The sequence below is a fragment of the Symmachiella macrocystis genome (genome assembly GCF_007860075.1).
GTDB lineage: Bacteria > Planctomycetota > Planctomycetia > Planctomycetales > Planctomycetaceae > Symmachiella > Symmachiella macrocystis.
Genome location: NZ_SJPP01000001.1, coordinates 1,007,031 through 1,021,069 on the forward strand (window position 1 = coordinate 1,007,031; position 14,039 = coordinate 1,021,069).

At 54.4% G+C, this 14,039-nt stretch carries 12 protein-coding genes; 5 read left to right on the forward strand and 7 right to left on the reverse strand.

Translation table 11 applies throughout. The features are described from left to right. Window positions 1-49: 49 nt before the first annotated feature. The 7 genes from CA54_RS03940 to CA54_RS03970 all read right to left on the reverse strand — a co-directional run bounded on the left by CA54_RS03940 (window position 50) and on the right by CA54_RS03970 (window position 7,499). Entirely contained in the window at window positions 50-790 is a 741-nt protein-coding gene (locus CA54_RS03940) for a PP2C family protein-serine/threonine phosphatase (protein WP_231962955.1), read from the reverse strand. A gap of 191 nt (window positions 791-981) precedes the next feature. After that, window positions 982-1,719, reverse strand: coding sequence for a PIG-L family deacetylase (locus CA54_RS03945; protein ID WP_145423747.1), 738 nt, complete (start codon window positions 1,717-1,719; stop codon window positions 982-984). Beyond that, complete coding sequence (locus CA54_RS03950; RefSeq protein WP_146369553.1) at window positions 1,709-2,809, reverse strand: alpha/beta fold hydrolase; 1,101 nt, start codon at window positions 2,807-2,809, stop codon at window positions 1,709-1,711. Before CA54_RS03950 ends, CA54_RS03945 begins: the two co-directional genes overlap by 11 nt. Before the next feature lie 110 nt (window positions 2,810-2,919). Then, a complete protein-coding gene (locus tag CA54_RS03955; protein ID WP_146369554.1) occupies window positions 2,920-3,630 on the reverse strand; it encodes a PTS sugar transporter subunit IIA in 711 nt (236 codons plus the stop codon). A 292-nt stretch (window positions 3,631-3,922) separates the two neighbouring features. Further along, window positions 3,923-4,768, reverse strand: coding sequence for a sugar phosphate isomerase/epimerase family protein (locus CA54_RS03960; RefSeq protein ID WP_146369555.1), 846 nt, complete (start codon window positions 4,766-4,768; stop codon window positions 3,923-3,925). Between the two features lie 581 nt (window positions 4,769-5,349). After that, window positions 5,350-6,402 (reverse strand): DUF3500 domain-containing protein, encoded by a 1,053-nt coding sequence (locus CA54_RS03965; protein WP_231962956.1) that lies wholly within the window; start codon window positions 6,400-6,402, stop codon window positions 5,350-5,352. Between the two features lie 773 nt (window positions 6,403-7,175). Then, entirely contained in the window at window positions 7,176-7,499 is a 324-nt protein-coding gene (locus tag CA54_RS03970) for a hypothetical protein (protein WP_146369557.1), read from the reverse strand. Between the two features lie 387 nt (window positions 7,500-7,886). Between CA54_RS03970 and CA54_RS03975 the strand changes: the two genes are divergently transcribed. From CA54_RS03975 to CA54_RS03995, 5 genes are all read left to right on the forward strand, one after another. Continuing rightward, window positions 7,887-9,098 (forward strand): A24 family peptidase, encoded by a 1,212-nt coding sequence (locus CA54_RS03975; protein ID WP_146369558.1) that lies wholly within the window; start codon window positions 7,887-7,889, stop codon window positions 9,096-9,098. 102 nt (window positions 9,099-9,200) lie between these two features. Continuing rightward, a complete protein-coding gene (locus CA54_RS03980) occupies window positions 9,201-10,547 on the forward strand; it encodes a dicarboxylate/amino acid:cation symporter (protein WP_146369559.1) in 1,347 nt (448 codons plus the stop codon). 357 nt (window positions 10,548-10,904) lie between these two features. After that, window positions 10,905-11,954 (forward strand): hypothetical protein, encoded by a 1,050-nt coding sequence (locus tag CA54_RS03985; RefSeq protein WP_146369560.1) that lies wholly within the window; start codon window positions 10,905-10,907, stop codon window positions 11,952-11,954. 89 nt (window positions 11,955-12,043) lie between these two features. Next, a complete protein-coding gene (locus CA54_RS03990) occupies window positions 12,044-12,544 on the forward strand; it encodes an NUDIX hydrolase (protein ID WP_146369561.1) in 501 nt (166 codons plus the stop codon). 339 nt (window positions 12,545-12,883) lie between these two features. Continuing rightward, a complete protein-coding gene (locus tag CA54_RS03995) occupies window positions 12,884-13,975 on the forward strand; it encodes a hypothetical protein (protein WP_146369562.1) in 1,092 nt (363 codons plus the stop codon). The last annotated feature ends 64 nt before the right edge of the window (window positions 13,976-14,039 follow it).

Genomic DNA, 14,039 nt, shown 5'->3' on the forward strand with positions numbered 1-14,039 from the left:
CATGGCGTAGCGCTGCCGACTTATCCGGCAGTGGCTCGCAACAGCCGAGTCAGTCCACGTAGACCACCACGCAAGTGATGTTGTCGTTGGCGCCGCCGTCTTGCGAGGCTTTTACCAACTCGTCGGCGGCTTCCTGTGGTTCGGCACAACGCTTCAGAATCTCAGCAATCTGATCATCCTCCACGCCTTCGTTCACGCCGTCGCTACACAGTAGATAGCGATGCCCGGTGGTCAACGGCAGCATTTTGACTTCTGCGCCGTTGTTCCCTTCTTTGGATCCCAAATAGCGATGCAACACGTTCTTGAACCGATGTGTCTTTGCATCTTCTTCGGAGATGGTTCCCGCATCGACCAGCGCCTGTGTGAGCGAATGGTCTTTGGTCAATTGCAGTAGCTTGTCGTCGGCAAATCGATAAACCCGACTGTCGCCCACTCCCGCCACATACAACGATTCGCCCACGGCGACCGCCAAGACAATGGTCGTCCCCATGTTGAGCGAATTCACGTCGATTGCCGCAAGCGTCATGATGTCGGCGTTTGCGTGGCTGATCGCGTCTTTGATCGCCGATTCGACGGTTTCCGGCGACTCGTCTTTGAACTCAAGACGTTTTTCCAATTCCACGGGAACGATTTCTGAAGCCATTTCACTGGCGCGTTCCCCGGCGGCTTGACCACCCATACCGTCGGCGACAATGAAATACCGCCCATCGGGATCGATCATGAACCGGTCTTCATTGTTATCCCGTTTATTGGTGATGCTCTTGGCACCCCAGCGGAATTTTTTTGCCACCACCCGACTATCCTTTCCGCCCGATTCCCGTCGCCATCGACGGCCGACAACCGACCGCATTACATTTTGACACGCCTGAATGACGTGTTTTAAATCATCAATGATCCATCGTAACCAGCCCACGGTTCCTGTTCAATTCTTGCCCCGAGCCAATTCCTTGCCCCAATTTAACATTTTTGCCGAATTCAGTCCTACGAATCCGGCAGTACTGTTTTTAACAAGTCCCGTACGCCTAAGGTAGTCGCACACAGCAACATTTCTCCTGCCTCAAACCCTGCGCTCGCCCCGTAAAACTGGTTTTGGCTTTCGACGAGGCGGAAAACGCGATCCTTTTCCGGAGGAAATTGCGTGCGATAGGCACGGATCGCCTTCAATTTTAGCTCGATTGTCTCACTAATATCCACTACAAAATGCCCCGAACTCTCCGGAAATTGCAACGTCGAAAGCCCCAGTGGATACCACAATTGCTTAGAAATCGTGTGGACCGGCAGGTGATCGAAATCAGCATCCCACTTGGTCAGTCGCGAATAGAATATCGCCGCATCGGTGATTTGCATCGCCTGCCAGTGGTCCGGAGACGCCAGCGGGGTCTTGCCTGCCAACCCCAAGACGACCCGCGGTCGATAACGGCGAAAGACCTTGGCCAAGGCCACCCGCGTCTCGAAGCTGTCGAACAGTTTGCGATTGGGTAAGTCCAATGTCTCGCGAACTTGCACCCCCAAAATCTCCGCCGCCTCGCGCGCTTCAGCCAACCGAACTTCCGGCCCCGGGCTTCTCGGCGTCGGCTCTCCGTCGGTCAAGTCGATGATCCCTACCCGATACCCTTGGCGGACCAAGCTCGCCAAGGTTCCCCCGCAGGCAATTTCTACATCGTCCGGATGAGCACCGACAGCTACGACATCCAATGCTTCAGGAAGTTCAATCGTCATGGGACTCCGTTGTGTTCGCGATAGGTGTCGCCGTTACGTCCTGCACGGCGGGAGGGGCACTACCTGATTCGGGCAACGGCTCCCCGCGAAAAAAAGGTTTCAACAATTTCGCTAAGCGATGCGGGTGCGTTAGAAACGGCACCTGTCCCGTGCTGTCGATCCAGAAATCTTCGACATGCGGCAAACGGGATTTCAACTCCGCCTGACAGGCCGTGGCGATGCGGCCTTCCCCTTCCGTCTGAACAATCAAAGTCGGCGGTGTGATTTGATCTAACCGGGAGCGTAAATCAATCTGATGCGCCAACGCCGCTCGCCGGGCAATGATGCGTAGTGGCACCGAGTCGCAGTTTTCGGCCAAAAACTTCCACCGCGAACCGTCAAACGGCGGGAACCACAGACCGTGATTTTGCTTTTGCACGCTCGCCCGCAACGGCACATGCTGCAATCGGCCGGGCACATATTGTCCCAACCCGATCAACAACCGTTCGGCCGGCGAAAAATGTCGAAAGGCAAAGCCACCTTGCAATGCCGCGCGGTGGATACGTTGTGGTTGAGTATCCATCGCCGCCAGGCCCAACGCTCCCCCCAATGTCGCGCCATATAGCGAAATCACATCGTCGCCAAAATGGTCAGCAACCGCGAACAAGTCCGCAACAGCCTCCGGCACTGTAACCGTACGTGGAGGCAAATGCGCACCCGGTTCGCTGGAAAACTCATCGATAAATACGCAACGAAATTCATCCCGCAATACCGCAGCGGTCAATACGAACAATTCGCTCGTCCCGCCAAAGCCATTCAGAAAATAGAGCGGCTCGCCCTCGCCCCAGGCGCGGCAATACAACGAATATCCATCGCGATTCACAACGGCTGTGGTTGCCTCTTCGCCAAACTTCTTCATCACCCCCCGCCACGACATCGGTGTCGGGCACGTGCCGCCCGACTCTGCCGGCTCACCACCGGCAGCTGCCGCATCCTCACCACAGTCTGGGGAAGAAGCGTCGCAACACGATTCCTCTATTTCTTCAGACAGATCAGATGCTCCCGAATCGGCATCATTTGCAGTGGCTGATTGTGAATGATTGGACGGCATGATCATGAAACGTTGGGCACAATTGAAGTTGCAAACAGGATAGTAATTATCGAAGTCAGACAGGAGAAATCAATACCTGCCATGGTAATCCCCCCGGGAGCGTGCTGCGCTCATGCCTCTTCCGTCAATCGATTGTCCGCCTGACAAATGATTTCGTAAGACGTAAGCGAATCGGCCGCTTCGCGCAATTCGTCGATAAATCCCGGCAATTGCAACATCCGCCCCAGCCGAGCCAGTACCAACAAATGCGTGCGTGAATCTCGGCAAAGCACCAGAAAAAACATGTCGGTCAACTGGCGTTTCGGCGCTCCAAAGGCAATTCCAGATTGCGTGCGGCCGTAGGAAATCATTGACTCGCCCAACGCATCGGCCATCGGTGTACGGGGGTGCGGAATGGCAACGCCGTTTTCATAACCGGTGGGAATTACGCTTTCACGCTCCTGGACCGCGGACAGAATCGACGCCGGCTCCCACACTTGCCAAGTCCGACCTGCCACTTCGATCAGTTCTTCCAGAACCGAGCGTTTGGTCTTGCCTTCCATCGGGACTTGCGTGGTTTCGGGATACAAAAAGCTGCTGACCGGCAACCCCCCTTCGACCTCCTCTGAAACTTGGGCTTCTTCAACCTCTAACAACTCTTCGTCGTTGTATCCCCGCATCTCCATTTCCAACCACTGTGTGATTTCCGCTGGATGAAACCGCCACTGGCCTTCAACGCGCTGCCCGGGCAGACGGCCGCGGCTCACTTGCTTTTCCAAGTCGCGACGGTCACGCCCCAATTGTTCGGCCAATTGCTCCAACGTGATGAATTCGTGAGCCATGGACTGCACTTCTCTATGTCGCAAAGGAATGGAGGTCGCAAAGGAAAGGGGTAAAAACGGTGCGCGACGCCGAGGTGATTCGATCAACCGGAGCGTCATTACTTTCCGCGCCAATACTTTGCGCGGCAGGCATTTAGCGAAGCACCGCAATAGCGACCCCACAAACCTGGAGCCTGACTATCGGAAAAAGGTGCGCGCGTGCACTCAAACAAAGATGACAGCGCCGCTTGTGCCCCGCAACCCCGGCCAGGGATTTTCCACAATCCACCTGGCAATTTGCGTTGTAGAGGGACTATTTCGAGGGAATCGCCTGCGGAGTTTTTTGACCCGCGGCATCCAAGAGCAACCGATCAAACCGCAAGCGGCATCGGTCAATCACACGGTCGTAGTTGGATTTCCACAGACGATCGGACCAAATCCCCACGTCGAAAAATCCGTCATACCCGCCCCGTTCAAAGGCGTCGATAATGCCGACTAACGGCAACCGTCCGTCCCCCAGCATCACCCGGTCGGTCAACGTCCGTGGCGCGGAGCCGGAGTCACTGAGCTGGACCGTGTTGACGTAGGGCAAAATGGCACCGATACGGGAAACAATGTCCGCCTCACCGGCCAAATGAAACGTATCAAAAGCCATGCCGACATACGGATGGTCGCACGCGTCCAGAATGTCCATGACATGATCGATGGACGAGAGAAACGACCAATGTCCGCACAACTCTTCACGGGACGGTTGTAACGCCAACTCCACTTGGTGTTCGGCGGCAAAATCACCTAACTCCGCCAATGCCTCACACAGCAAGCGACGGCTATGGTTGACTGTGTGTCCGTTGCGTCCGCCGCTAATCAACACCAAACAGGCCGCCCGCATATCGCCGGCCAACCGAATGGCATCCCGAGCATCGTCAACCATTTCCCGATAGGAATAACCGTTCGTCCCGGTAAATCCACCCGCCCAAGACAAGCTGGAAACCGACAGATCGTACTCCTGTAACAATTCAACCGCGCGCTCTTCTCCAAACTCCGCGATCTTGTTTCGCCAAACACCGATGCCATCCAGGCCCGCTTTAGAAAATGCTATGACGTCTTCGATAAATGACCAACGAAAGGTGGTCACTTCATTCATCGACATCTTCGGCATGCGCCCAATTCCTCTATATGAAGGATGTTCCGCACAAACGACCTCTGCGACTACGATTTGGACAATCGTCCAAACCCCATCCGTCGCAAAACTCGAAAGCCGAAACTAGGAATGTCAACTAATCACAAAAACACACGTTACAAAATAATGTGCCACGCCAAGAAAGGGCGGGCGAACGTGTGAAAGAAACGTTTTACAGCGAACCAGATGAGAATCTATGCGAGATGGCCGTTAATTATTTTCCAGCAACCGACAACATGTGCTCCGTGAATCGGCAACACGAATACAACACTCCGTGCCGCCGGACCAAGTACTTTTCTTAGCAGCCCAGATATATCGCGAGATAGCCGTGACTGTCAAGCAGTGCTTTCCCGCGCATTTCATTTTAAAACCAGAACCACCTATCGTCCTGCGCCAATCGGTACAAATGTGAAATCACTGCGATTCGACATTCGGGTGCGATACGGCGCAACGAGCGAATCCGCAGCATGCGAGTTTTGAAATCAAACGACGCGGCACAATAAGCATCGTGTACCGCGCCCTTTCAAAACAGGCGCTCCCCGATTTAAGATCGTTCGGCGCTAAGCATTCAATTCGACAGAATCGTCATCGGCAACATTGACCCACACATGGACGTGTGGAGCGCCGCGGAAGTGCCAAACAAACGACGGACCTTCCAGTCGCCAGATATCCCAGACGCCGTCGTCGCCAATATCGTCAGACTGATAAAATGCCAAATGGCAGTTGTCCAGACCTCCCTGTTTGTCCAACAACTTCATCGCCTCAACTCGATCCGAATCGCGATACGGCTCTAAAAGCGTTTTGAGAACGCCCTGAGCATGCTCCTTCTGATCCCGCGAGAGTTCACTGATTCGAATTCCGTCAAAGCCGCCTTGTTTGCCTTGGAAATCAACCGCACTTTCTTCGGGAGCCGCTTCAACGAGTGCCACCTTACGCTGTTTGCCGTCGAGCATCTTGTACAGAGCGTTGGCCTTCATCGCCTGGTGCCAATACACGTTCCCCGGATGGTCCGGTGCTTCGTCGAACTCTTGCGCAGCATGGCCATAAAAAATCGGACCGCCAAACGCCACGTGGTCCGCACTGTCGCCATCGCAACGGACGGTCAAGTGTCGTCCAGTCATTACAAATTCAAACTTCCCGGTATCCGGCTGGCCAAAAATCGCGATCGTTTGCTGCTTGCCGTATCCCCCGGCATCGTCTTTGAGTTGCTTGAGAATCTGCTTTTTCCAATCGGCGTTGTACAACCCATAGAAGATCGCCTCGATCATTTCCTGCTGATCTTTGGTGTAAAAAGCGCTGGCGACGTTGTACTTGTCTTTATCGGTGATCTGCCAATTGTTGGCGACGCGTGACCGCAAAAGCCCCCGCTCATCGTCCACGTGATTCCAATCGAAACAGATCTGCTTTCGTTGTGTTTCGGACAACGAACCGTATAGCTTTTTGACCAAGGATTCTGGTTGTTGTGGTTTTTTTTCATCTGCCAAAATCACACTCGGCAAAGAGACCGCCGAGGCGACAGTCGCTGCGGCACCGACGGTGGAAACAAACTCGCGACGCGACAAGGAGACCAAGCCATTCCCTACAACATCCGGACTTCGTCGATCATCAGTCATCGTCATCTCCTTGGCAAATAAAATAAGGCGGAGTGTATCGGCGTGCGCGACTCATGGTGGTTTCAACTCGCAAAGAACAACTGTTGCTGTCGTCAAAATGCAACTGAAACCATTCGTGTGTGCTGGCTACAGTATGTATCAGGTGGATTAGAAAATGCAAACCGGATTCGGCAATTCCGTCGACATTCCACGAATCATTTTTTCGGCCCAAACCCACTTGCCAAAACGTTTCGAGTTGATCAACAAAAACAGACCACGCGCCACCAGTAAGTAAAACTCCACCACAACCGCCTCGATTTTGACGGCACATAAAACCAACTTTTTCCAGAGACCAGGCTACGCGCACGCGTTATCAATCGGTTTGCAACCGCACAGACGCATGCGCTCATTCGAAGGCAAACCGGGACTGTTTTTTGCGTAAACTGTCCGTTCACTTCGGTCGCCTTTTTTGAGTAACGCGAAGCCGCCTCCTATTCGTAACACTGCCTCTCGGGAAACCACGTGACGACCACATTGCCACGCGACGTAATCGTTGACTCCAATTAGAGGCAACTCCCCGCAATCGCAAATAGACGCTGACGGCACTTGCCGCCAACGCCTATCGACACGTCCTTACCTTGCAGATTCCAGCGCAGCTACAACGCAGCTCCGCTGGAAATGGCCAGACCGATCGCGCTGGTTGAGGATACGTGGGCCAGGCGGGCGCTGCTGGTCCAACGCATCCCGCAACCAACGCCAATGACCAACAGACTAGGGCCGATCAAAATGCGCTGTTAATACCGGCCGCGATAACGATATCTTCCCCGATAACCAAACCGCCCATAGCGGCCACGATACCGAACGTCAAACCGATTTCCCCGGTAGCCAAATCGAGCACCATACGCAGTGAACCGCCGCAAATCGGGTCCCACATAAACCGGTGCGGGATAGATAGGCTCCACATAAACATTCCGCGTATACAGGCCGCCGTAACCGTATCCGCAATCATCGTAGACATATCCCACCGGACCGGGGCCCCACCCCGCCTTCGCAGTGCTCGCACCACCGATCACCGATAATCCGACACCTAGTGCGGCCAACACAAGCAGTTTCCTCATCACACGCTCCTCGAACACGAACGGAAGACAACAATCAGGAATTCCACACGGAATTCCTTTAATTCTGTTCTCACTACCCCGATGAAATCGTTGAGACTCACCCGCAAAAACAGGACCGTTCACTCCACCAATTTCAGCAACGTTGCGGTAACGTCATGCCTCACGGTCGATTGCGCGCTGCCAACTCACTAGAATGTCCCCTGTGATGCAAACACGAACTGTCTCAAAATCGCGAATCCTGTCGTCGGTTTGAAGGCGCTTTTCGAGATGCAACTTGGAATTGGCATTTGACAAAAACGTGTCATCACAACAGTCAACTTCGATCCGCCGCAATGATCGGCCCATGATTGTCCGAGGCCGAACACTAACTGGGAAAACAAACCGCGAATGGTCGAGTCCGCACACGCCGCAAAAATTTTGCGAGCCGTTATCCTGATTACGGGAGTTCTGTGGTTAGCGAATCCGCAGTCAACGTTGCGGGCAGAGGACTCTCCCACCGCACGCAGCGCTGACGACCCCGCACGCATCTCGGTGATCCCCGCCAAACCCCTGCGTCGCCAAACTGTCGAGAACCCCCCGCAAACGAATTTGCAATCCAATTGGCGATTCAGTGCCATTCAGTGGTATTTTGCCGCCTGCTCGTTCATCATCGGCGCCTGCGTCGGCAGTTTTCTCAACGTCGTCATCTACCGTTTGCCATTAGGCATGGGATTATTGCGGGCTGACTCCCATTGCCCGCGCTGTAAAATGCCGATTGCCTTTCGGGACAATGTGCCGATTATTGCGTGGCTAAAATTGCGAGGACGCTGCCGCGAATGCGCCGCGCCCATTCCGCCACGCTACATGTTTGTGGAGCTGGCCACCGCATTGATATTCTTGATGTTGGCCATCGTCGAACTATTATCCGGCGGCGCTAATTTACCGGGCTATGGGTTGGTCGACACGTCCGTCTCACCCTTAGCTGCGCTCAACGGTGAGTTGATCGGCATTTACTTCACGCATTGTTTTTTGGCCAGCGCGCTGTTGTGCTGTGTCCTGATCGCGGCCGATGGACACGTATTGCCCAAGTCGCTGGTGATCCCCACTATCGTCGTCGGGATATTCTCACCGTTTCGCGCAGACACCTCACTCCCTCTTCCCGCCAACTGGCCCGCCGCTGATCTAACCCAAGCCGCGCTGGGACTGGTTGTTGGTGGGCTACTGGGCGCCTGCATTGGCATCGCGGAGCGCTATGACATCGACGGAAAAAAGCGGCAACGCAACCTCACAATCGTTTTGGCAATCATCGGCAGTTACCTTGGCTGGGACATGTCACTGCTTGCCGCCGGTCTCACCGTCATTGCCTTATTGACCGTATCCCTATTCGGCAAGCATCTCCCTTTCTTAGAACGGATTCCCACCGTCTTTTTCCCCGCCATCACAGTGTTATTTCTCATCCCATTTTGGAGTTTGTGGACCGCTGCAAATCGGTGGTCAAACCTGCAACTCCATGTCTTGGTATTGACCTGCATCGTGATGGTCTTGATCATCATCTCGTTATTCGCCCGGCACTTACGGATGCGCCACCAAACGTCGCACGAAGCAGTCACCCCGATTTGATAAACCGCCGACAGCGACCCTCATGCAAAATCACTAAACAAAGACCAGCAAGCCCCATATTTAATCACCAACAATCGTTTTGCCCCCTAAGGAGCAATCACCATGGGACAACCTGCTACAAAAACCGCCACGAGTTCCCCGGAAAAAGAGGCTCGTCCCGCTGGGCATGGTACTTTGTACATTGTGATCGCGATTATTGCTGCCATCGCGATGGCTTGGATTCTCCCCGATTGGGCTATGCACCTTGAACTAGGAGGGCAGATCTTTCTGCGGTTGTTGCAAATGGTCGTGGTGCCGTTGGTCATGGCCAGTGTGATGAGCGGAATCCTTGGATTGGGCGACGTCCGCAAACTCGGCAAACCGGGCGCGTACGCCGTTTTGTATTACATGTCCACCACAATTCTCGCTGTCGCTACCGGATTGTTCGTCGTGAATTTGATCAATCCAGGACAAGGCATCGACCCGGCCATCGTCACCGGCGCCCAAGAGGAAGCCGCGGAACATGTCGACAAAGCCACTGCGGAGATTGAAAAGGCAGCGGAAGGGCAAGAGGTCTCGCTCGGCTTGATCTTCAAGAAACTCGTACTGATGCTCTTCACGGACAATCTGCTCGGATCGATGGTCGAGGTCAACCTGTTGCCGCTGATTGTGTTTAGCATCATTTTTGCGGGGATGCTCACGACCATGGGGGAGCGGTCTCATACCATAGCCACGCTCGTCATCAGCATCAACGATACGTTAATGGCCTTCATCATGTTGTTGATGAAAGTCGCGCCGATTGGAATTTTTTGTCTCGTCGCATCTCGATTCGGCAAAGCGAATGCCGAAGACAAACTCGATGACCTCGCCGGTGTCCTGGCCGGCTACATGGGCACCGTTCTCGCGGGCCTGGCCATCCATGCGCTCATTACCTTGCCGCTGTTGTTGTTCATCTTCACCCGTCGCAATCCGTTTCGCTTCATGGTGCAAATGGGGCAAGCCGTCCTGACCGCATTTTCCACCGCCAGCTCGACCGCTACGCTACCCATCACCATGGAATGCGCCGAAGTACAAGCAGGTGTCTCTAAGCGCAGCACGGAATTTGTCTTGCCGTTGGGAGCCACGGTCAATATGGACGGTACAGCTCTCTACGAAGCGGCTGCTGCAATATTTATCGCCAATGCTTACGCGGCCATTGACCCCAATTTCAACCTGACCTTCGTCGATCAAATGACGATCGCCATCACCGCCACCCTGGCTGCCGTCGGCGCTGCCGGGATTCCCGAAGCCGGTTTGATCACGCTACTCATTGTACTGAACGCCGTCGGATTGCCACTGACACTGGTGGGACTCATCCTGCCGGTTGATTGGCTGTTGGACCGCTTCCGCACCGCCGTCAACGCCTTCGGTGATTCCGTCGGTGCCGCCATCGTCGACACCAGCTTCACGGATGAACCGACCGACAAATAGGCCGAACGGGTTCATCACGCTAAAAATGTTTCCGGCTATTCTTGCCCGGAATCAATGCGCAGGAAATCGGCCAACTTCGCTCGCCTTCACCCCCAGGGAATCCCCCTTCGGCAATCTCAAATCCCGTTTCTTATCCCAACGCAAAAAAACCTGTTGTAAGATAAAGTTGTGCGCCCATTTTGCCGACAGCGGGGCTGGACTCGTTTTCGGCATATTGTTAGCATCCCGCCCCTTTCCCACACAAGCCTTTCTACAGTGCGAATCAGCGCCGACTGTCGGCCGCCAAATTCGCCACGAAACCGTTGGTTTCCATGCGGAGACCGCGATATCGTCCAACAAGAGAAAACGGAGTTTCTCGTGTTAAGCAGACAATCTGCCGCCCTTGTTTTCGGTTGCATCACACTCGCCGCCGTTTTGTTTACCCCCTCTGTGGCGGAGGCCAAGATTTCCGCCGTCTCGGGACGACGCTACACGATCGACAAACGGCACGGACCGTGGATGATCATGGTCACAAATCTCCGCGGAGAAACCGAAGAAGCCCGCAAGAACGCCGCTGAAGGGGCCGATGCTTTGGTTTTGGAGTTACGAAAAAAAGGATTGCCCGCCTACGTGTATAGCCAACAAGGCAAGCTGCAAACCTTTGAAGCGGTCGACCAATTGGGACGCCGACAAACCGGCGCCTACGCCGCTCAGCGCAACCAAATTGCCGTCATCGCAGGGAACTATTCCTCGATCGATCCGACGACCAAAGAAGGCAAAACCGCTCAAAAAACGTTGGAATGGATCAAAAATTTCACTCCCACGTCGCTCGGCAAAGGCCGCTATATTAAGACGCCCGGCAAACCCAATCCGTTTAGCCGCGCCATGCTGGTCCCCAACCCGCTACTCTCGCCCGATGAGTTACAACAACGCAAGGACAATAAGCAACTCAGCTATTTAAACAAAGGCATCGACTACAGCCTCTCCCAAAATCCCGGCAAACTCACGCTGGTGGTTGCTACGTTCCACGGCGACTCGATTTCAATGAAAGACTCGGGGGATTCAACGAGTGCTAATCGAATCGAAAACTTTGAAAAAGGCCTGAAAAAAAGTCAAAGTCTCGACAAGGCCTACAAACAATCCTATCAACTCGTGCAACTGATGCGCAATCAGAACTTCGAAGCCTATGTCTGGCATGACCGCTACCAGTCCTATGTGACCGTCGGTTCATTCAATAATAAACACGACCCCCGCATTCAAACATTGTACGAGCGTTTTCGCGCCAAACAAAAAGAATACCTGGGCCAGACGCATCTCGTTGCCGAATCGATTCAGGCCAAGCGCAATCTCAAAGACGGCCACGAAGCGCCCATGCTGAACTTCACCATGGATCCCAAGCCGCGGCTCATGACGGTTCCCGAATTATAAGCCGGGAACGCGAGAGCCGTGTCTCGATCATATTGCGCGAGTCACTCAACGGTTTGTCGTATGCCTACCCGTTCTGATACCATGCGGCCATGCCGCAGGAAATATTTGACATCGTCGACGAACGGGACATCGTGATCGGGCAAGCGACTCGAGCGGAGGTCCACGCGCGACGACTGATGCATCGCGCCGTGCATATCTTTTTGTTCAATAGCCGCGGCGAATTCCTGCTGCAAATGCGTTCCGCCCACAAAGACGAATACCCACTGACTTACACCTCCTCTTGTTCGGGACATGTCGACACGGGCGAAACCTACGAAGTGGCCGCGCAGCGCGAATTGGGCGAAGAACTCGGTTTGTCCTGCCCCCTCGAACCGCTGCACAAGTTCGCCGCCACGCCAAAGCTGGCCATGGAGCATTCCATGCTCTATCGCGCCGTCTCCGACGACGAGCCGGTCATCGACGAATACGAAATCGACTTTGTCCGCTTTCACACACTGGACGAAGTCCGCGACATGCTCGCCGCACAACCAGATACCTTTTCACCACCACTGCGCGAACTGCTGAGTTGGTATTTCCAAAACATCACTTAATCACGCACCAGTCCGCACGTGTCCAAGCATTGGGCGGCTCACCTCTCTGCCACGACGACCAACCATCTTTTAATAAAATCGAATTGCCGAACCGCAGCGCGTGTCTAGAACCAGTTTCCAAACCCGGTTGCGTTTGTTCTAGAAACGTTTAGAACCGTCTCAGTGAGACGCGTCAGAGGGTTTTGAAACGACTTGTAGAATCCCCTGCCCTGCGGTGATCGGTCCCTCAGACTTCCGCATCGCCAATCAAACCTGAGTGCTTTCAGTGGGTCCGTTGCTGTGACTTTTAGACTGTGGAATTCATCTCAGACCCACATCGCATGCGTGGCGTTTTTCATCGTGTCATTTTTTCCACAGGCAAGAGCCTGGTGTGAAGAACAGCCCACGGCCGATCTCAAAATTGTTCCCGCATCGGGAACCTTTGCAGATTCGGAATCGCTGAATGATGCCCCGCTGGTGATGACCACTCCGACCGCCATTCAGGTCGAAGACATGCTGGAAGAAGAACGTCGCTCCAGCCCTTCCGCGCGCCGCGGCGGCAGCCCCTTCGGCGGAGCGCGCATGCGTCGCCCAGGTTACTCCGCGACTTGGTATCCCTCGACTTCCGTTGACGATCAACAAACAGACTTCGGCCTCGTGCGACAACTCTTCACCATGGGCGCTCCCATTTGGCGGCAAGATGGCGACATCGTGATTTTGCGGACGACGGTCGAGAATTCCCTGTTCTCGACCGATGCCATTTTGCCCGATACCGGCCGCGCATTTCCCGACGAATTGTGGACCGTCAACGTCGGGTTAAATTACATCCATCAATTCGACAACGGCTGGTCCGGTGGCCTGATGACAACCGTCGGGTCCGCTAGCGACAAACCATTTCATAGCATCGACGAAGTCCGTGCTTCGGTGCTAGGTTTCCTACAAGTGCCCGCCGGCAATGACCGCGACACATGGCAATACTCGGTCATGTACGCGCCGTTTTCTGATCTCAACTTCCCCATTCCCGGCGTCGCTTACGGCTGGAACCCGTCGGACACTTTTCAAATGAATATTGGAATTCCGTTTTCTGTCACCTGGAAACCGCTGGACGCGCTGGCATTCAATGCGTCCTATTTCCCGCTATACAATGTCAACGCGCTCGTGACGTACGACTGGACCGACGATCTTCAACTCTATGGCGGTTTCGAAACAATTCGCGAGACGTTTTTGCTCACCGACCGAGCCAGTCGCAGCGACCAATTCTTAGCCTCCGAACAACGCGTCATCGGCGGCCTGCGGTGGAACGTCTGGCGGTACGCCGCATTGGACGTCAATGCCGGCTACGCCTTCGGACGCTACTACGGTGAAGGTGGAAATCGTCGCGACGAGCTGTACGATCTCGTCGACATCGCACCCGGCCCATTTCTCGGATCAAGTCTGATCGTTCGTTTTTAATCTCTGCGACGTTCGTGCTCCAATGGGCAATACAACGGGATTTGTGCAAGATGAGTGGAACGTT

Excerpts from the sequence above, each read along its gene's own strand:
- CA54_RS03950 (WP_146369553.1), bottom strand. The coding sequence starts at position 2,809 with ATGCCGTCCAATCATTCACAATCAGCCACTGCAAATGATGCCGATTCG.
- CA54_RS03975 (WP_146369558.1), top strand. The coding sequence starts at position 7,887 with ATGGTCGAGTCCGCACACGCCGCAAAAATTTTGCGAGCCGTTATCCTG.
- CA54_RS03965 (WP_231962956.1), bottom strand. The coding sequence starts at position 6,402 with ATGACTGATGATCGACGAAGTCCGGATGTTGTAGGGAATGGCTTGGTC.
- CA54_RS03980 (WP_146369559.1), top strand. The coding sequence starts at position 9,201 with ATGGGACAACCTGCTACAAAAACCGCCACGAGTTCCCCGGAAAAAGAG.
- CA54_RS03970 (WP_146369557.1), bottom strand. The coding sequence starts at position 7,499 with ATGAGGAAACTGCTTGTGTTGGCCGCACTAGGTGTCGGATTATCGGTG.
- CA54_RS03945 (WP_145423747.1), bottom strand. The coding sequence starts at position 1,719 with ATGACGATTGAACTTCCTGAAGCATTGGATGTCGTAGCTGTCGGTGCT.
- CA54_RS03990 (WP_146369561.1), top strand. The coding sequence starts at position 12,044 with ATGCCGCAGGAAATATTTGACATCGTCGACGAACGGGACATCGTGATC.
- CA54_RS03960 (WP_146369555.1), bottom strand. The coding sequence starts at position 4,768 with ATGCCGAAGATGTCGATGAATGAAGTGACCACCTTTCGTTGGTCATTT.
- CA54_RS03955 (WP_146369554.1), bottom strand. The coding sequence starts at position 3,630 with ATGGCTCACGAATTCATCACGTTGGAGCAATTGGCCGAACAATTGGGG.